The organism is Lentilactobacillus rapi DSM 19907 = JCM 15042 (assembly GCF_001436255.1).
GTDB classification, from domain to species: Bacteria; Bacillota; Bacilli; order Lactobacillales; family Lactobacillaceae; genus Lentilactobacillus; species Lentilactobacillus rapi.
On the sequence record NZ_AZEI01000022.1, the window covers coordinates 138,867 to 157,612 of the forward strand.

Sequence of the window (18,746 nt, forward strand, 5' to 3'; positions counted from 1 at the left end):
GAATTATTTAACGACGTAATTACGGGTTTGAATTGGCTCCAGATAATCATTGAGTCGTTCAAATAGCATGACCAGCCAGGTAAACGCCAGCATAAATGCCAGAATTTCAAACGCGGTTAGTGATAGATAGCCGACCACTTGAAAGAGAATTTCGCCAGCAAGCAGCGCGCCGGCAATCAACCAGGATAGGTGAAGAAAGTCTGGCGAAACATTGGGGAGCAGCCACCGAATGCCAATGATCAATGCCAAGACCAGATACACCAAATAGCCGGCCACTTTGCCGTGGAGCAGATGCAACTGAACGTTGTTAGGAAAAACGCCAACTGAGGCTAAATCGACGGCCAATAGGGTTAAGAGAACCCTTAAAATCAATAATTGCTTGTTTTTGGGAAAAACGCGCTTTAATGACACAAATAAATAATCGATTAAGGCGATTAGGATGAGACCTGAAAAAATCAATGTCAGGTTAAATTCCCAAGCAGATTTGGCGTTAGTGGTTCCCAGGAAGCTCAAATTGCGCTTCCACCAGTAGAGGTTTTGGTTACTCATCATTGCCAGAACCATGCCGCTCACAATGACAGCGATAAACGTATTCGTCAGCAATCGAGATGAAAGTCTCGGGACCAGGTTAGCCATTGTCTGGGTCTCGATCAACGTAATCATGGCAAAAATGGCCGTGGATGTTGCCAAGTCAAAGGTAGCACCCTTGAACAGGTTGCCGGCAATCCAGAATAGGCCGGCCATTAACATGAAGCTAATTAAAGCGCCAGCTAAAGCGACCGTTGGAAAATTCCGCCAAGAAACGGCTTGAACCACCGCGGCTTTTTTGTGCTTGAGCAAAATGAATGAAGTCGAAAAGCTAATCAGGCCGCTTAAGGTGGTCAGCCCCAAGGAAAGGGTGGCAACTGATTCATTCCCGGTTAACGGGATGTAGTGGATTTTTCGGACAATAAAATAACCTAGGAACGCAATTGTCATGAGGATAATTAAAATAATTGTGCTCACCCGGCGTTCATGAATTTCAGTCGGCTTTTGAGGAGATTTGACGATGAGCCCATCTTGAGTAATTGTCACCTCAACGTTATTGCCCGATTTAATGCCCAGATGTTCTTTGAGCTGCTTTGGCAATTGTAAAAAATTCTTTTCTTCCAACAATGTTCCTCCTCAAAGTATGATGCGATCTTTCCTTGGCTAAAGAATGAACGTTCCTTATCCATATTGAAATGTTATCCTTCTTAGGATTAAATGACAAGTGATAGTGATAGCTATGTGCAGTGACACAAAAAACTAACTAACAGCTTGTTTCAGCAGTCAGCTAGTTTTGTATTTATCATATTATTGTATATAGAAGAAACAATTTATTTCACTGGTGGATCCTTTGGTGTCAAATTGGCCATCTGACCTCTAAATTCCTTTGAGTAAAGATTCAGATCTGAGCGGTATTCGTCAAGGTTATCACTCATTTCAACGGTGTAATCAGCTTCCTCACCGTGTTCACCTTGATCAAGGCCAAGTTCCTCTTCCTTACGGTCAACCCGCATTGGCATCACGAGACTGAGGCCTTTGATGATGATTGAAGCGGCAATGACGACGAATACGATGGTAACTGCAGTAGCAAGTAACTGGATGCCAAATTGATGGAAACCGCCACCGTAGAACATACCATTGTGGGTAACGACTGGGTTAACGGATTTAGTTGCGAACAAACCGGTTGCGATACTACCAACGATCCCACTAACGCCGTGACAGCCAAAGGCATCAAGGGCATCGTCAACACCAATTCGATCCTTTAGATAGTTAACGAAGAAGTAGCTGGCAAAGGTTGAGAACATCCCGATCCAAAACGAACCGGCGATGGTGACAAACCCACAAGCAGGGGTGATGCCAACTAATCCACAAAGGGTACCGGTACAAACGCCCACCAAAGTCGGCTTGCCGCTAATGATCATATCGAGGACCATCCAGGTGACCATCGCAGTACCGGTTGACATGGTCGTCGTGATCGTTGCTTGAGAAGCAATGTTATCAACACCCAGTGCTGATCCGGCGTTAAAGCCATACCAACCAATCCAGAGGATCGTTGCGCCAAGCAAGACCCAAGGTAAGTTGTAGTGGTTATGCGGCCGATCACCAAACTTAATTCGTTTGCCTAAGAAAGCGGAAAGGACAAACGCAGTCACACCGGCATTGATATGAACAACGGTTCCACCAGCAAAGTCGAGAACACCCAAGCCGTAAAGAATTCCGTGAGGGCTCCAAACCAAGTGAACCATTGGGTAGTAAATAATGATTGACCAAAGAACTAAGAATACTAACAGGAAATTAAACTTGATCCGGCCAACCACGGCGCCGACGAACAAAGCCGGCGTGATGATGGCAAACATCATTTCAAAGATTGCAAATATGCCAGTTGGAATCTTGGTAGCCGTCAGAGATGTTAAATCAACACCATTCATGAAGAAGTTCTTCACGTTACCAATGATCCCACTGATGTCACCTGAAAATGATAGCGAGTAACCAATCACAACCCATAAAACAATTGCAACACCAGTCATAATGAAGACGGACAACATGGTGTTAACCACGTTACGCTTTGACACGAGACCCCCATAAAAAAACGCCAGTCCAGGAGTCATGAACAATACTAAAATACTGGATAAAATCATAAAAGAGGTATTTGCAGCATTCATAACATCGCTTCCTTTTTCTTAATGTCATAAATTCTAACATCATCTTCGTGATAATTCCAGCAGTTTTTGAAAATGATTAGAAAATGAGAAAATGGTAAACAAATTTGTAAACGTCACCACAGTTGTTGGAAAGGCAACCAACCAATGACAAAAATGAGCTAATTATTTTGAAATTCAAAGTGATTAATGTGATCAAAACTAACATAAGTTACAAAAAACGATCCAACAGCACTCGAGGTGACGTGATGATGAATCGTTCAGGTAGGATTTAAAATCAGGCTAATTTAAATGATTAATGGCTTCTGGAATTGGCTCATTGCCAGCACTCATTTCAATGACTTCACCAATCGATGAATTGTGCTCAGCTAAGCCGATGAGGACTTCAGCGACGTTGTCGATACTATTTTCGTTAGTGGTGTAATCGCCCAGGGTAACTTTGCCCGATCCCGGCTTCTCGACTAATGCCGTTGGCTGCAGGATGGTGTACTGTAGATGGGTATTGTTCATTAACCATTCGTCGGCATAATACTTGGCAATTAAGTAATCAGCCAGCGGGGATTGTTTTTTACCGCTAAATAAATCTGGGGTTAAGGAACCCTTTGAGCTCAGCATGATAAATCGTAAGATGCCTTTTTCTTCGGCAGCTTTCATCACCTTGACAGCACCGTTGAGGTCGACTTGCAGTAAATCTTTACCGCCAGAGCCAGCAGCGAAAATCAATTTGCCAGCTTCCGGGAGCGCTTCTTTGATTTCGTCCTTGGTGTCATGTAGGTTAATTTTAAATGGCGTGACATTTGGGGCGACGGGAACTTTCTTGGGGTGGCGGGCACCTGCATACACTTCGATGTCCTTATTAGCCATTAACTTCGAAACGACGGTCGATCCGACTCGGCCGGTTGCGCCAATCACGATAATTTTCATGGGGAGCCTCCTAACATATTTGTTAACTTAATTATAGATAAAAACGGTCGCATACACAAAGCGTTATGATTTTAATTTGCAATACTTGATCCAGATCAATTATTTATTGGGGATTGCTCCCTATACTTAGGGCATAATCAAAGGACGGGAGCGAAACATGATGAAAATACAACGATTTATTAATCAACACACTAATCAAATTACGTTAATAACAGCGATTCTGATTGGAATTGGGCTGCTTGGAAATGTACTGGGTTCGCGGCTGCTTTATACGGGGGCATTTATCCTGGCTTCAATCATTTCCGCGGTGCCAATTCTGCTACGAGCGATTTCGGCGTTAAGGTTTAAAACGATCAGTATTGAACTGCTGGTCAGTATCGCAGTTGTTGGCGCCTTTATCATTGGTGAGTACAATGAGTCCGCCATTGTGACCTTCTTATTTCTTTTTGGAACCTTTCTGGAAGATAAGACGCTGGCTAAGACCCGCCATTCCATCAAAGATTTAACTGAAATGGCGCCAACCACCGCAACAATTGTGAATGACGATGGCAGCACGGCAGAATCCGACGTTGACTTTGTGGATGTCGGCGATGTGGTGCTAGTCAAAGCCGGCGGCCAAATTCCAGTTGATGGCAAAATTGTGGCCGGTTCTGGTCATCTCAATGAAGCCAGCATTACCGGAGAATCCAAGTTGGTGACCAAAACTGAGGGTGACCCAGTATACTCAGGGACGATTTTGGATAACGGGACCGTTAAAGTTGAGACTACTAAGGTCGGTGATGAGACCACCTTTGGCAAGATCGTTGAGTTAGTTGAGGATGCCCAAGATACCAAATCCCCAGCCGAAAAGTTTATTGACAAATTTGCGACGTACTACACCCCAGCCGTGTTAGTGATTGCGCTAGTGGTTGGCTTGATCTCTCAAGATTTTCGCTTGGCGATTACCGTGTTAGTTCTCGGCTGCCCAGGGGCGTTGGTCATTGGCGCGCCAGTTTCCAACGTTGCCGGAATTGGTAATGGCGCCAAAAACGGTGTCCTGATTAAAGGCGGCGAAGTGATGAATACCTTTGCCAACGTTGATACCTTAGTCTTTGATAAGACCGGCACCTTAACTGAAGGTAAAACCGCTGTGACCCAATTTAAAAATTATGCGGCTAATGAAGCTGGTTTGGCAATGGCGGCCTCAATTGAGCAGCATTCCGATCACCCTTTGGCCAAAGCGATTGTTCAATTTGCGACTGACAAAGGAGTTCGCCTGGATCAAGCTACCGCAGGCTCAGTCAACACAATTAAAGGTCGGGGCATTCAAGCTGACATTGAAGATCAGCAAGTGTTAATTGGTAATGCCGCTTTGATGGCTGATCATCAGATTAACCTTTCTCCTCAGCAGCGAGATGATCTGGAAACCATTCAAAATCAGGGGAGTTCATCCGTTATTGTGGCAATTAATCATCAGGTGAGTGCAATTTTAGGGATCTCTGATGTGATTCGCCAAGGAGTTGTCGAGAGTCTCCGCCAGCTTAAAAAGTTGGGGATCAAGCAAACGATTATGTTAACGGGCGACAATCAAGCGACTGCTCAAGCGGTTGCCCAACAAATTGGTATCGATACGGTTCATGCTGAACTGCTGCCAGAACAAAAGGTGGCTTACGTGAAGAAGTATCAAGCTCAAGGGCACAAGGTTGCCTTCATCGGCGATGGGATTAACGACAGTCCATCGATTGCCACTGCAGACATTGGGATTGCCATGGGTGGCGGAACCGATGTCGCAGTTGAAACGTCCGACGTTGTGTTGATGGCTTCAAAATTCGACGAGCTGGTTCACGCGTTTGGCCTCGCTAAAAAAACGGTCGCCAATACAAAGGAGAACATCTTTATCGCGATCGCCACCGTCGTATTTCTACTGATCGGGTTAATGCTTGGCTACATTTATATGGCAAGTGGGATGTTTGTCCACGAAGCAAGCATCCTGGTTGTGATCTTTAATGCGATGAGATTGATTAAATATCGAACAAAAGTGGCAAAACTTGATCCAGATCAATTATCTTTGCAGGGATCGGAATTATCATTAAAACAATAAGAGTGCGAGTCCAAGCGGTAGAAATCGGAGCATAAGTCTCCGCTAACAGAAATCCCGGGTTTAGGATTTTTGTTAGCGGTGCTTATGAGCAGATTTCTGCTTGGGGGAGCACATTTAATAAGAGTGTGAATCCAAGCGGTTAAGAACCGGACCATAAGGCTTCTGCCAGGGAAATTCCCGGGTTTGGAATTTTTCTGGGAGATGCTTATGGGGAGGTTCTTGCTTGGAAGAGCGCATTTAACTAAATGGAGGTCATTATTATGAGTAAAGCAATTCTACAATTAGACGCATTATCCTGCCCATCATGCATGCAAAAAATTCAGGGGGCATTGGCAAAACAGGATGGCGTTGAAGACGTTAAAGTCATGTTCAACGCTGCCAAAGTTAAGACGGAGTTTGATGGCACCAAAATTTCTGCGGACGATCTATCCAATACGGTGACAGATTTAGGTTACGAAGTTCAATCAATGAAAGTGAAGGAATGAGGTAGAAAAATGACAACTAAAAATGCGGAAACAACTCCAAAAGATTTATTTGCAGCGGAAGTGAAACAAGCCGATATTGACCACCACACCCCAACCGCAGGGGCAATGGTTGGCCACATTGTCTCAAACCTGGTAGTGTTAGCGGATAAGCTTCAGCAAGCCAAATGGTATGTTAAAGGGATGAACGCCCACTCACTGAAGGCCTACTTTGGTGAGTTGCTGATGCAAGCCAACAAGCAAAAGGATGCATTAGGCGCAACCCTGATCGATGAAAATTTATTGACGCCAACAACCCAAAAAGAGTTCAGCGAGTATGCGATGTTAACTGAAAATGGTGAAAACAAGTACCACTCAGCAGAGTGGCTGATCGATAGTTTTGTCCATGACTATGACACAGAAAACTTGTTTATTACCCGGGCAATTAAGCTGGCAGAAAAAGAAGATCGGCCAGTTCTGGCAGCTGCTCTTACAAAGCTACTCGGTGATAATAATCACAATATTGCTGAACTGCAGGCGCTTCTTGGCAATGATCCTCGAGAAGGATTGGACGAAGAAGACTTTTAGCGGTATATCGTAACTGAATTAAATCTTGATTAATAATTGCAAACGAATCATCTCCAGACCAAAATTCTTGGTTTGGGGATTTTTTACTTTATGGGGGTAGACTAATGTCGACTGTTTTTAAATTGTCGATGAGAGATATTGTCATTGACAAATAAGTACGTTAGGGTTAAATTTAACGTCATAGTTAGTTACTCATATAATTAACTAGCTAACAAATTGATTTGAAAGAATTTGGAGGATTAGTCATGAATTTAACCGCCACCAGCAGAAGAGGTCTAACCAATTTTGACATTAAAGTACTCGGGATTACGTTAATGTTTATTGACCATTTTCATGAAATGTTTGCAGCAGCCGGGGCCCCGAACTGGCTTGACTGGTTTGGCCGACCCGTTGCGACCATCTTCATGTTTTTAAGCGTTGAAGGATTTACCCACACCCATAATCAGCGACGCTACCTGTCACGATTGTTGATCGGCTTTTGGGTAATGGGAATTGGTAATTTGGTTGTCCAGCATTTCTTCAGTATGGGAAATTTCGGCCTGATGAACAATATTTTTAGTGACTTGTTCATTGGTGTTTTAACCATGTACGGTCTTCAAACCATTGCCGACGGTCACCGGGATCATCGGTGGGGAACATCTTATTAGGAATTGGTATTATTATATTGCCGCTGCTGTTTGCCGGTGTTTTAATCGGATTCATCGGCACGGGCAATCCAAGCATTTTCTATAAAGCAATCGCCATTGCAGTCCCAACCCCAATCACGGCTGAGAACTCATTCTTTTTGTATCTTGGTCCAGTGATGTATCTGTTGCGAAACAAGCGTAGTTGGCAGCTGCTGGCGGTTGCAGTTTTTGCCTTCCTGTCGACTGGATTTAATTTCAGCTCGCTGCTTTCAGAAAACACCCAATGGATGATGGCCTTTGCGATTATTCCTTTAGTAATGTATAACGGCAAATTGGGTCGAAGTATGAAGGGCTTCTTCTATGCATTTTATCCGATTCACATTTGGGTACTATATATCATCGCTTCGTTGCTTGGCGTGAGAGCCTAATAGGCAATTTGTTTGCTTGTGAATTCCGTCCGGGGTACGATTACTTATGAAACGTAATCGACCAGAGATTTAGGACAGCTCCTCCAAGCAGTAACCTGCACGTAAGCACCTCAATCAAAAATTCTAAAAACCAGAATTTCTGATTGAGGAGACTTACGCTTCGGTTACTAACCGCTTGGATCCGCTCACTTACAAATGGAGGGACATTTATGGCAAATCAATATGATTATGATGTTTTGTATATTGGCAGCGGCCACGGAACCTTTGATGGCGCTATTCCACTCGCAAGTACAGGTAAAAGGGTCGGCGTAATTGAGACCGATTTAATTGGGGGAACGTGTCCAAATCGGGGCTGTAACGCCAAAATTACGTTGGATGCCCCTGTTCAATTAGCTCGGTTAACAGAGCGACTGGACGGCATTGTTTCTGGCGGCATTTCGATTAATTGGGAACAAAATGAACAGCACATGCATGAGGTGATTGATGAGTTGCCGACCATGATTGCTGGATTAATGAAGTCGGTCAATATTGATATCATTAAGGGCTATGGCGTCCTGGCTGATAATCATACAGTGATGGTTGACGGGACACCGAAAACTGCCGACAAGATTGTGATTTCAACCGGTCAGCATCCCCACCGTTTGGAAGTGCCGGGAAACGATTTGATGCATGACAGCGAAGAGTTCATGAATTTAAAGCGGCTGCCCCGGCAAATTGTGATTATCGGTGCCGGCTATATTAGTTTGGAATTTGCCACAATTGCCAACGCTGCTGGCGCTCAGGTCACGGTCATGACTCACGGTGACCGGGTGCTGCGAAAGTTCTATCAGCCTTATGTTGATCAAGTGGTGGCTGACTTGAAGTCTCGCGGGGTCCAGTTTATTTATGATGCTAAGGTAACCGAAGTTGAAAAAGCCGCCGATAATTTCGTTGTTCATTATAATGATGATCAACAAGTTACTGCCAGCTGGGTGCTTGATGCAACTGGTCGCAACCCTAATGTCGATGGTCTTGGCTTAAACAAGCTCGGGATTAAGTATAATCGGAATGGTATTTCGGTGAACGATCATCTGCAAACCAGCGTTGATAATATTTATGCGTCTGGGGATGTGATCGATAAGGATCAACCTAAATTAACCCCAACCGCCATTTTTGAGTCAACTTACCTGATGCATCAATTTGCTGGTGATAGCGATGCACCGATTAGCTATCCGGCGATTCCTTCAGTTGTCTTCACCTCACCAAGGATTGCCAAAGTCGGGGTGACCCCGGAAGCCGCCAAGGACAGTGGTGATTTCGATATTCAAACCAATCATTTGCCCGATGATTGGTACCGGAAAGTTACGAAGGAAAAAATTGGGGATAACACCTTAATTTATAATCAGCAGCATCAATTAGTCGGAGCAACCGAAATCAGTGACCAAGCAGAAAATGCGATTAACACTTTGCTGCCGGCGATTGAGTTCAAATTCAGCGCTGATCAACTTGGTCGGCTGATCACGTTGTTCCCATCAATTGCAGCTGATACGCTCGGGCAATTGTCATGAAGAACAGGTTAGTTGTTTAGCAACCAGTTCATTGGCGGCTGAATGGCTGTTTGAGTTAATCCATTTCGTCAGTGCTGCTAAGATCAAAGTAAAATAACTTTAAAATGAAAAAAGTGGACCAAGAATCAACAATGGAAGTTTCAGCTTCTGATTGTCGGTTTTTGGCCCACTTTTTTGATTTAAAGAATGAGATCTTCGTGCACTTAATTACCAGAGATACTCAACGGGGTTTTTAATATATTTATTGTAAACATCGCGGACGATCTGCATTTGTTCATCGCTAAGTGCTGGAAGGTCAGCGGCAGTCGTGTTGCGATCAATTTGGGTCGGATTGCTGGCACCGGGGATGACAGCGGAAACGGCATCGTACATCAGAATGAAACGAAGGGCGGTTGCAGCCAAGTTGTCGGTGCCTAAGCGTTCCTTTAACTCGTTGGCGGCTTTCACACCAGTCAGGTAATCGACACCGGAGAAGGTTTCACCCTTATCGAATTGTTCACCGTTTCGATTGGTTGTGCGGTGATCTTCCGGAGCAAATTTGGTATCTGCCGTGAATTTGCCGGTCAATAGGCCACTTGCCAAGGGGACCCGGGCCAAAATGCCAATGTTATGTTGTTTGGCGAGATCGAAGAATAAATCGGCTGGCCGTAACCTGAACATGTTGAAGATAATTTCAACGGCGGAAATGTCGTACGACATCGCTTTGATCCCTTCTTCAACTCGTTCGACACTCACCCCGTAATTTTTGATTTTACCCGCTTTCTTGAGCTTATCCATCGTGAAGAAAGTTTCCGGCATGTAATAAGTCTGCATTGGCGGACAATGGAGTAACACCATGTCCAATGCATCGACTCCCATGTTCGTCAATGATTCCTCAACGTAGCGGGTGAGGTGTTCAGGATTGAAGTGGTCAACGGTTAATGGCATTTCTTTGCGACCAATTTTAGTTGTGAAATGGACATCAGGGTGGGTTTGAACAAATTTGCCCACCGTCTTTTCACTATTGCCATCCTGATAACCATCGGCAGTATCGAAGAAATTAACCCCGTGATCATAGGCTTCAGCAAGGGTCTCTTCAGCATCCTTGGGGTCAAATGGGGTACCCCACTTACCACCGAGCTGCCAAGTTCCAAGTGAAACTTCACTGATTGAATAGCCAGTCTTTCCAAGTGTCCGGAATTTCATGATTGTTGCCTCCTAATTGTTGTTAACGTTACTTCAATTTTAACATTTTTTGAGCAGAATAATTGTTCCCTGGCCGGATTCGGTTGAATAGGGCTAAAATCAATCGAAGTTAAAACGTTAAAACATAAAATATGAACTATTTTTTGTAAAAAAGCGGCAAAAATGGGGTAAAACACGAACAATGCTGTTGACAATTAAAATCGATGCCAGTATGATTTAGACACCAAATAAATTCGAAAAGGTGAGTGTTGAAATGGCAAACGTCGTCGGAGTGGCAATGGGATCGATATCTGATTGGCCAACAATGAAGCTGGCATGTGAACTACTTGAAAAGCTGGGGATTCCGTATGAAAAGCACGTTATCTCAGCTCATCGGATGCCAGACGAACTACAAGCGTTTGGTAAATCTGCCAGAAATAACGGTTTGAAAGTCATCATTGCCGGTGCTGGTGGGGCGGCCCATCTACCAGGCATGATTGCGGCAAATACGACATTACCCGTTATCGGGGTACCCATCAAAACACGAACATTAAACGGCGTTGACTCCTTACTTTCAATTGTCCAAATGCCATTTGGGGCACCAGTGGCGACTGTTAGCATTGGTGAATCTGGCGCTAAAAATTCAGCGTTACTCGCAGCTCAGATTTTAGCAACGACTGACAAAACAATTGAAAAGAAGTTGCTCGATTTGAAACATGAGCAGAAAGTGGAGGCCAAAAACAGTGAGCAGCAGTTCGATTAAAACAATCCTGCCACCAGCCACGATCGGAATTGTTGGCGGTGGTCAATTAGGACAGATGATGGCGCTCATTGCCAAATCGATGGGCTATCACGTTGGCATTCTGGATCCGACGCCACAATCACCGGCGGGTCAGGTGGCGGATTTTCAAATCGTCGCTGAATATGCCGACGTCGATTCACTCATGAAGTTGGCCGAAAAGTCGGATGTGTTGACCTATGAATTTGAGAACGTTGATGAAGCTTCCCTACTCAAAGCCAAAAAGGTGGCTGAACTTCCTCAAGGGGTTAACTTACTGCATATCACTGGCGAACGACTCAATGAAAAGAACTTCATCCGTGATTGTGGCTTGCCGGTGACAAAGTTTGCTGCGGTAAACGATAAGCACTCACTTGAGAAAGCAATTGATGAAGTTGGCTATCCCGCAATATTGAAAACAACCTCTGGTGGGTACGATGGCCACGGTCAAATGGACATTAATGGTCCGGCCGATATCGATGGCGCTGCTGAATTATACGATAAGACGCAGTGCATTCTGGAAGCCCGCCAAAAGTTTATTGCTGAAGCCTCCGTCATGGTTACTCGCGACCTCAACGGGAAAGTGATCACCTTCCCACTGGTTGAAAATCGCCATAAGAATCACATCTTACACACAACCATTGCCCCAGGACAATTTTCGCAGACGGTTCATGACAAAGCACATCAATATGCGGAAATCATCGCCAATAAGCTGGATTTGTATGGGGTTTTAGGAATTGAACTATTTGTGATTGATGATCAAGATATCATGGTCAATGAATTAGCGCCACGTCCACATAACTCCGGTCATTATACGATCGAAGCCTGCAACATCTCTCAATTTGAGGCACATATTAGAAGTATCTGTGGCCTGCCAATTCCGGCCGTTACTCAAACCAAGCCAGCGGTCATGCGCAACTTGTTGGGAACCGACCTAACGCTTGCCCGCAACTTACTCAAAGATCATCCAGAATGGCATTTCCACGACTACGGTAAAGCAGAAATTCGGCCACAACGGAAAATGGGCCACGTTACCGTGCTTGGTGACAATATTGATGACTTGCTTGAATCCACCGACATGTTAAAGGGAGAAAATTAAAATGACTGATATTAACAATATTGAGAAAAAAGACCTCTTATACAAAGGAAAAGCCAAAGAAATGTTTACTACTAACGATCCTGACATCATGTGGGTTCATTACATGGATCAAGTAACGGCATTTAATGGCAAGAAAAAAGTCCAAATGGCCGGTAAGGGTCAAACTAATTGTGAGATTTCTTCCCTAATCTTCACCGACCTGGCTAAACATGGCATTGAAAATCACTTCATTAAGCAGCTTGATTCCAACAATCAATTAGTTAAACGAGTTCAGATTATTCCGTTGGAAACAGTTGTCCGCAACTTTGCTTCAGGTAGTTTTGAGAAGCGTTTTGCGGTTAAGCATTTGATGAAATTCGACAAACCCGTTACCGAATTCTATTACAAGAGCGATGAACTTGACGACCCATTCATTAATGATTTTGAAGTCGCAGCTTTGAAGATTGCGACCGAAGATCAGATGAATCAAATTCGGACAATTGCCTTGAAAGTCAATGATCGGCTGAAAGAAATCTTTGGCAAGATGAACATTGACTTGGTTGATTTCAAAGTTGAAATTGGTATTGACGCCGATGGTCACTTAATTCTCGCCGACGAGATTTCCCCTGATAGTTGTCGTTTGGTTGATCGTGATACGAAGAAGTCACTTGATAAGGATGTCTTCCGAAAGGGCTTGGGCGCACTAGTCCCAGTTTATAAAGAAATCCTCGGTCGACTCGAAAAAGTGGAAGGTGTTAACTAATGGCCCTTGTAAAAGTTTACGTTAATTATAAAAAATCAATTTTGAACCCTGAAGCAGAGGCTGTTCACAAAGCCCTTCAACGATTAGGTTATGAGAACGTTGAAGATGTCAAACTCGGCAAGTATTTTGAATTAACGGTTGCTGACGGTAAATCAAAGGCTGACCTGGATGCCGAAATTAATGAAATTTGTGATAAGCTGCTGGCCAATTACAATATGGAAAATTACCACTATGAAATTGAAGAAACGGAGGCTGCCCAATGAAATTTGCTGTCCTTGCATTTCCCGGATCAAATTGTGAGATGGATCTCTATAACGCAATTAAAGATATCATCAAAGAAGATGTTGAACTTGTTTCGTATAAGAATGATTCGTTAGCTGGGTTTGATGCTGTTCTGATTCCCGGAGGCTTCTCTTATGGTGACTATTTACGAAGTGGGGCAATTGCCCGCTTCTCACCAATCATTCCCGCTCTCCAAAAATTCGCCAAGAGTGGCAAACCGGTATTGGGAATTTGCAACGGATTTCAAATTTTGACTGAGGCAGGCCTGCTCCCTGGCAGCTTGCAGAAAAACGTGTCTGCCAAGTTTATTTGCAAGGATGAAACCTTGGTCGTCAATAATGATCACAGCATTTTCAGTTCTGAATATCAAAAGGGCCAATTGATTACGTTGCCAATTGCCCATGGTGATGGGAATTATTATGCAGATCAAGAAACATTGAAGGATTTAGTTGCCAATGACCAGATTGTTTTCAAATATACCAACAATCCAAACGGTAGTGTCGATAACATTGCCGGCATTGTTAACAAACAAGGCAATGTATTAGGGATGATGCCCCATCCAGAACGGGCCGTCGAAGATATCTTAGGTTCAAGTGACGGCAAGGGGGTATTTCAGTCGATCGTCAAGCATATTAAGAGTCGAGGGGTTATCTATGAATAAAGTCGCGGAACAAACTCAAACTGAAGCAACACCGGAACAAATTAGGGATCACAAGTTGTACTTATCAATGGGTTTGACCGATCACGAATATGACTTGATCAAGGACGATGTTTTACATCGATTGCCTAATTATACCGAAGTTGGGCTTTTCTCTGGTATGTGGAGCGAACACTGCTCTTATAAGAATTCCAAACCAGTCTTAAAAAAGTTTTTCACCAAAGGTCAACACGTTGTGAAGGGCCCAGGTGAGGGTGCCGGCATCATTGATATTGGTGACAATCAGGGCGTTGTTTTCAAAGCCGAAAGTCATAATCACCCTTCAGCAGTTGAGCCATTCCAAGGCGCAACGACTGGGGTTGGTGGTATTTTACGGGATATCTTTTCGATGGGTGCTCGCCCAATTGCCAGCCTGGACAGCTTAAGATTCAGTGCTCCTAAGACCGACAGCGATAAATATTTTATCCAGCAGATCGTCGCTGGCATTAGTGCTTACGGTAATTGTATCGGCGTACCGACGGTTGGTGGTGACACCGCCTTTGATGACGCCTATGAACACAATCCCTTAGTAAACGTGATGTGTGTGGGTCTGATGGATCTCGATAAAATCGAAGTTGGGGCCGCAGCCGGAGTTGGGAACAGTATTATCTACGTTGGCGCCAAAACCGGTCGGGATGGCATTAACGGGGCGTCATTTGCCTCATTCCAATTCGATTCAGAGCACGAAAGCCAACGGTCTGCTGTTCAAGTTGGGGATCCATTTACCGAAAAATTAGTCATGGAAGCCTGCCTTGACGTGATTAATAATCATTCAGATGCGCTAGTTGGCATTCAAGATATGGGAGCTGCCGGCCTCGTTTCATCATCCGCAGAAATGGGTTCCAAGGCTGGTGGTAACGGGATGGTGCTTGATCTTGATTTAGTGCCGCAACGAGAAGTTGGCATGTCTGCTTTTGAGTTGATGCTCTCCGAATCACAGGAACGGATGTTGTTATGTGTGAAGGCTGGCCACGAAGACGAAGTGCTGAAAGTATTTGCCGATCATGGGGTTGACGCCGTCGTTATTGGCCACGTCACCGAAGGCCACCAATATCAATTGCGCCAACATGGTGAAGTGGTCGCAGACGTGCCAGTTGATTCATTGGCTTCTCAAGCCCCCGTTTATCATCGTGAGTCAGCAGTCCCTGAACATTTGAAGGACGCTGACCCGAAACAGTATCAACCTCAAATTGTCAATCCAACTGAAACCTTAAAACAAATGCTGGATCAATTAACCATTGCTTCCAAAGAAGACATTTACGAAACTTACGATACGCAGGTTCAGACTAACACAGTGGTTGCTCCTGGTTCAGATGCAGCCGTGGTTCGAGTTCGTCATCATGACAAGGCCTTGGCAATCACCACCGATGTCAACGGCCGGTATCTCTATTTGAATCCGCGAGTGGGTGGCCAGATGGCAGTCGCTGAAGCAGCCCGAAACATCGTTGCTTCAGGAGCTGTTCCACTAGGAATTACTGATTGCCTTAACTTTGGTAATCCCGAAAAACCAGATCAATTTTATGAGTTGGATCAAGCTGTAATGGGAATGAGTGAAGCCTGTGAAAAATTTGAAGCACCAGTCATTTCTGGGAATGTTTCATTAAATAATGAATATGACAATGTGCCAATTTATCCAACACCGATGGTTGGCATGGTTGGCTTGATCAAGGGCCTCGAGCATGTGACCACCCAAGATTTCAAACAGGCTGGCGATTTAGTTTACGTTGTTGGTAAAACTGGTGACGGCTTTAACGGCTCACAAATTCAAAAGATGCAGACTGGTAAAATTTCTGGTCAGCTGTTCGACTTTGACTTAGATTATGAATTAAAGATTCAGCAGTTAATCACTAAAGCGACTCAAGCAAACTTATTGAATAGTGCTCACGATATTTCAGAAGGCGGATTGATCACGGCGATTGCTGAAAGTACGTTTGGTAATCAACTTGGGGTTAGCCTTTCAAGTTCGCTGAGCGTTAACCAATTTTTCTCTGAAACTCAATCACGGTTCTTAGTTTCAGTGCCACAGGCGAACCAAGCACAGTTTGAACAAATTACGGGCAGCCAAGCAGAGCTGCTTGGAAAGGTAACTGCTGACAATCATTTGTTTGTTCAAGCAACGGATGGTTACTTTGATATCGATGTTGACACTGCGTTCAATATTTGGAAAGGGGCATTACAATGCCGTCTGAAGTAAAAAGTCTCAATGAAGAATGTGGGATCTTTGGCGTTTGGGGAACTCCTGACGCCGCCAGACTCACCTATATTGGCTTGTTTGCCCTTCAACATCGTGGTCAAGAAGGGGCCGGCATTACAGTTAATAATGACGGTCACCTCCAGACCAAGCGGGGATTTGGGTTATTGACGGACGTTTTTGACTCTCCTAACGCCGTTGAAGATATGACCGGGACTGCTGCCATTGGCCATGTTCGTTATTCGACTGCCGGTAGTAATCTCCTTGAAAATATTCAGCCACTCCCGTTCAATTTTAGCGATACCCAATTTGCCCTGGCCCACAATGGGAACTTGACCAATGCAATTTCAATTCGAAAAAACTTGGAAGATCGCGGCGCAATTTATCATTCCAGTTCTGACAGTGAAAATTTAATGCACTTAATTCGACTGAGTCAGGCAGATGACCTCGATGACCAAATGAAAGAAGCCCTGAACATCATCAAGGGTGGGTTTGCTTACTTGGTTATCACAAAGGACCGTTTGTATGCGGCGCTTGATCCCAACGGGTTTCGACCGTTAGTGGTTGGTCAACTGCCAAATGGGGCTTACGTGGTCTGCAGCGAAACTTGCGCGTTGGATGCCGTTGGCGCAACCTTTAAGTTTGATGTTCAGCCCGGCCAACTCATTAAAATTGATGACTCTGGGATTACAGTGGATCAATATACTAACGATACACAGCTATCAATTTGTTCGATGGAGTTCATCTATTTTGCTCGGCCTGATTCAGATATCTATGGCGTAAACGTCCACTCTGCCCGAAAACGAATGGGCGAGCGGTTAGCCCGTGAGCAACCGGTTCCCGGCGCCGACATGGTGATTGGTGTGCCGAATTCTTCGCTGTCTGCCGCAATGGGATATGCCCAAGAATCTGGTCTACCGTATGAAATGGGTTTGGTGAAGAATCAGTATTCTGCCCGAACCTTTATCGAACCTACTCAGGAACTCCGTGAGCAAGGTGTTAACATGAAGCTTTCGGCCGTTAAAGGAGTCGTTCGGGGAAAGAAAGTCGTCTTAGTTGATGACTCGATTGTTCGGGGAACTACCAGTCGACGAATCGTTAAATTGCTCAAGGACGCAGGAGCACTTGAAGTTCATCTTCGAATTGCCTCGCCGCCACTGCGCTACCCATGCTTTTATGGGATCGATATCCAACATGTTCGTGAGCTGATCGCTGCTAACAAGAGCATTGAAGAAATGCGCGAATTATTCGGCTGTGACACGTTAGGCTTTCTCAGTGTTGAAGGGGTGGTTGATTCAGTTAATCTTCAAACTGATGCCCCTAACAAGGGCCTCTGTGTTGCCTACTTCGACGGTAAATATCCAACACCGTTATACGATTACGAAGAAGAATATGATCGCGATCAAGCCCAGCTACAACAAATGAGATGAGGTAATTTTGATGGATGCCTATAAAAAAGCCGGTGTCGATATTAACGCTGGTTACAAATTAGTCGATGAAATTAAAAATTTATCCAAAAATAGCGAGTTGGGTGCATTTGGCGGACTGTTTCCCTTGGAACTTGGGAAGTACAAAAATCCCGTGTTGGTATCTGGAACTGATGGGGTTGGCACGAAGCTGCTGATTGCTATCCAGGCTGGCTTGAATGAAACCGTCGGGATTGACCTTGTGGCAATGTGTGTCAATGATATCCTTGCCCAGGGAGCCAAGCCACTCTTCTTTTTGGATTATTTAGGGATTGGTCACCTAGATCCGGACAATGCCAAGAAAATTGTCGCCGGGGTTGTCGAGGGCGTGAAGCAAGCAGGCGCCAAATTGATTGGTGGCGAAACCGCCGAAATGCCTGATATGTATACGAACGGGCATTATGATTTAGCTGGGTTTGCCGTGGGAATTGCCGATAAAGACAAGTTGTTGAATAAAGCAGCTCTTCGCGAAGGGGATGTTTTGTTGGGCTTAGGGTCAAACGGACTGCATTCAAACGGCTTTAGCTTGGTTCGTGACATTCTGTTTAAACAGCATGATTATAAGCTGGCCGATCAATTGCCTGGCCTTGATCAAGATCTTAAGCATGAGCTACTACGACCAACTCGAATTTACGTCAAATCAGTTTTGCCACTCGTTGAACAAGGATTAATTGGGTCAATTGCCCATATCACTGGTGGTGGCCTGCCAGAAAATGTTGCCCGGATTTTGCCGGCGAATTTAGCGGCTGAGTTCAATTATGGCACTTGGCCGGTGCCGCCGATCATGAACGACCTTCAAAAGATCGGCAATTTATCATTTGATGATATGAAACATACTTTCAATCTTGGTTTAGGGATGGTTTTGGCTGTTCACCCAGAAAACGTTGACCAAGTGAAGGCAGCATTAAGCGAAGCTGGAGAACAGGTGTACCAAGTTGGCCGACTTGTTTCCGGCTTCCAAGAAGTAATTATTCGAAAGGATTAAT

General features: G+C 44.6%; 16 protein-coding genes and 1 pseudogene. 13 read left to right on the top strand and 4 right to left on the bottom strand.

Going from position 1 to position 18,746, the window contains the following annotated elements; genetic code table 11:
- Positions 1 to 3 precede the first annotated feature (3 nt).
- From FD12_RS04075 to FD12_RS04085, 3 genes are all read right to left on the bottom strand, one after another.
- Positions 4 to 1,152 (bottom strand): AbrB/MazE/SpoVT family DNA-binding domain-containing protein, encoded by a 1,149-nt coding sequence (locus FD12_RS04075; RefSeq protein WP_056981826.1) that lies wholly within the window; start codon positions 1,150 to 1,152, stop codon positions 4 to 6.
- Between the two features lie 206 nt (positions 1,153 to 1,358).
- On the bottom strand, positions 1,359 to 2,690 hold the full coding sequence (locus FD12_RS04080; RefSeq protein WP_056981828.1) for an ammonium transporter: 1,332 nt from the start codon (positions 2,688 to 2,690) through the stop codon (positions 1,359 to 1,361).
- 279 nt (positions 2,691 to 2,969) lie between these two features.
- Positions 2,970 to 3,611: an NAD(P)H-binding protein gene (locus FD12_RS04085; protein ID WP_056981829.1), complete on the bottom strand. Its 642-nt coding sequence runs from the start codon at positions 3,609 to 3,611 to the stop codon at positions 2,970 to 2,972.
- A 160-nt stretch (positions 3,612 to 3,771) separates the two neighbouring features.
- Between FD12_RS04085 and FD12_RS04090 the strand changes: the two genes are divergently transcribed.
- From FD12_RS04090 to FD12_RS04110, 5 genes and pseudogenes are all read left to right on the top strand, one after another.
- Positions 3,772 to 5,691 (top strand): heavy metal translocating P-type ATPase, encoded by a 1,920-nt coding sequence (locus FD12_RS04090; protein ID WP_056981832.1) that lies wholly within the window; start codon positions 3,772 to 3,774, stop codon positions 5,689 to 5,691.
- 260 nt (positions 5,692 to 5,951) lie between these two features.
- Positions 5,952 to 6,176: a heavy-metal-associated domain-containing protein gene (locus tag FD12_RS04095; RefSeq protein WP_056981834.1), complete on the top strand. Its 225-nt coding sequence runs from the start codon at positions 5,952 to 5,954 to the stop codon at positions 6,174 to 6,176.
- Between the two features lie 9 nt (positions 6,177 to 6,185).
- Positions 6,186 to 6,740, top strand: coding sequence for a ferritin-like domain-containing protein (locus FD12_RS04100; RefSeq protein ID WP_054746968.1), 555 nt, complete (start codon positions 6,186 to 6,188; stop codon positions 6,738 to 6,740).
- 245 nt (positions 6,741 to 6,985) lie between these two features.
- Positions 6,986 to 7,794, top strand: a pseudogene (locus FD12_RS14390) (TraX family protein).
- A gap of 209 nt (positions 7,795 to 8,003) precedes the next feature.
- Positions 8,004 to 9,341, top strand: coding sequence for a dihydrolipoyl dehydrogenase family protein (locus FD12_RS04110; protein ID WP_056981836.1), 1,338 nt, complete (start codon positions 8,004 to 8,006; stop codon positions 9,339 to 9,341).
- Positions 9,342 to 9,548: 207 nt separating this feature from the next.
- Here FD12_RS04110 and FD12_RS04115 read toward each other — a convergent pair whose 3' ends face one another.
- Positions 9,549 to 10,526: an aldo/keto reductase gene (locus tag FD12_RS04115; RefSeq protein ID WP_186825947.1), complete on the bottom strand. Its 978-nt coding sequence runs from the start codon at positions 10,524 to 10,526 to the stop codon at positions 9,549 to 9,551.
- A 253-nt stretch (positions 10,527 to 10,779) separates the two neighbouring features.
- On the opposite strand from FD12_RS04115, the gene purE reads away from it, so the two are divergent.
- Genes purE through purM form a run of 8 tightly spaced genes read left to right on the top strand, consistent with a single transcriptional unit; the run spans position 10,780 to position 18,745 of the window.
- The gene (gene purE, locus FD12_RS04120) at positions 10,780 to 11,268 is read left to right on the top strand and encodes a 5-(carboxyamino)imidazole ribonucleotide mutase (protein WP_054746973.1); all 489 of its coding nucleotides are present in this window, start codon (positions 10,780 to 10,782) and stop codon (positions 11,266 to 11,268) included.
- On the top strand, positions 11,249 to 12,382 hold the full coding sequence (gene purK, locus FD12_RS04125) for a 5-(carboxyamino)imidazole ribonucleotide synthase (protein WP_056981838.1): 1,134 nt from the start codon (positions 11,249 to 11,251) through the stop codon (positions 12,380 to 12,382). Before purE ends, purK begins: the two co-directional genes overlap by 20 nt.
- Before the next feature lies 1 nt (position 12,383).
- Positions 12,384 to 13,124: a phosphoribosylaminoimidazolesuccinocarboxamide synthase gene (gene purC / locus FD12_RS04130; RefSeq protein WP_056981839.1), complete on the top strand. Its 741-nt coding sequence runs from the start codon at positions 12,384 to 12,386 to the stop codon at positions 13,122 to 13,124.
- Positions 13,124 to 13,387, top strand: coding sequence for a phosphoribosylformylglycinamidine synthase subunit PurS (purS, locus tag FD12_RS04135; RefSeq protein WP_056981841.1), 264 nt, complete (start codon positions 13,124 to 13,126; stop codon positions 13,385 to 13,387). Before purC ends, purS begins: the two co-directional genes overlap by 1 nt.
- Complete coding sequence (purQ, locus tag FD12_RS04140) at positions 13,384 to 14,067, top strand: phosphoribosylformylglycinamidine synthase subunit PurQ (protein WP_054746975.1); 684 nt, start codon at positions 13,384 to 13,386, stop codon at positions 14,065 to 14,067. Before purS ends, purQ begins: the two co-directional genes overlap by 4 nt.
- On the top strand, positions 14,060 to 16,297 hold the full coding sequence (gene purL / locus FD12_RS04145; protein ID WP_056981843.1) for a phosphoribosylformylglycinamidine synthase subunit PurL: 2,238 nt from the start codon (positions 14,060 to 14,062) through the stop codon (positions 16,295 to 16,297). The genes purQ and purL overlap by 8 nt, the downstream gene beginning before the upstream one ends.
- Positions 16,282 to 17,724: an amidophosphoribosyltransferase gene (gene purF, locus FD12_RS04150; protein ID WP_054747008.1), complete on the top strand. Its 1,443-nt coding sequence runs from the start codon at positions 16,282 to 16,284 to the stop codon at positions 17,722 to 17,724. Before purL ends, purF begins: the two co-directional genes overlap by 16 nt.
- Before the next feature lie 10 nt (positions 17,725 to 17,734).
- Positions 17,735 to 18,745: a phosphoribosylformylglycinamidine cyclo-ligase gene (gene purM, locus FD12_RS04155; RefSeq protein ID WP_056981845.1), complete on the top strand. Its 1,011-nt coding sequence runs from the start codon at positions 17,735 to 17,737 to the stop codon at positions 18,743 to 18,745.
- Position 18,746 lies beyond the last annotated feature (1 nt).

Coding starts and splice junctions, on each gene's coding strand:
- FD12_RS04080 (WP_056981828.1), bottom strand. CDS start 2,690: ATGAATGCTGCAAATACCTCTTTTATGATTTTATCCAGTATTTTAGTA.
- FD12_RS04085 (WP_056981829.1), bottom strand. CDS start 3,611: ATGAAAATTATCGTGATTGGCGCAACCGGCCGAGTCGGATCGACCGTC.
- FD12_RS04090 (WP_056981832.1), top strand. CDS start 3,772: ATGAAAATACAACGATTTATTAATCAACACACTAATCAAATTACGTTA.
- FD12_RS04095 (WP_056981834.1), top strand. CDS start 5,952: ATGAGTAAAGCAATTCTACAATTAGACGCATTATCCTGCCCATCATGC.
- FD12_RS04100 (WP_054746968.1), top strand. CDS start 6,186: ATGACAACTAAAAATGCGGAAACAACTCCAAAAGATTTATTTGCAGCG.
- FD12_RS04110 (WP_056981836.1), top strand. CDS start 8,004: ATGGCAAATCAATATGATTATGATGTTTTGTATATTGGCAGCGGCCAC.
- FD12_RS04115 (WP_186825947.1), bottom strand. CDS start 10,526: ATGAAATTCCGGACACTTGGAAAGACTGGCTATTCAATCAGTGAAGTT.
- purE (WP_054746973.1), top strand. CDS start 10,780: ATGGCAAACGTCGTCGGAGTGGCAATGGGATCGATATCTGATTGGCCA.
- purC (WP_056981839.1), top strand. CDS start 12,384: ATGACTGATATTAACAATATTGAGAAAAAAGACCTCTTATACAAAGGA.
- purS (WP_056981841.1), top strand. CDS start 13,124: ATGGCCCTTGTAAAAGTTTACGTTAATTATAAAAAATCAATTTTGAAC.
- purQ (WP_054746975.1), top strand. CDS start 13,384: ATGAAATTTGCTGTCCTTGCATTTCCCGGATCAAATTGTGAGATGGAT.
- purL (WP_056981843.1), top strand. CDS start 14,060: ATGAATAAAGTCGCGGAACAAACTCAAACTGAAGCAACACCGGAACAA.
- purF (WP_054747008.1), top strand. CDS start 16,282: ATGCCGTCTGAAGTAAAAAGTCTCAATGAAGAATGTGGGATCTTTGGC.
- purM (WP_056981845.1), top strand. CDS start 17,735: ATGGATGCCTATAAAAAAGCCGGTGTCGATATTAACGCTGGTTACAAA.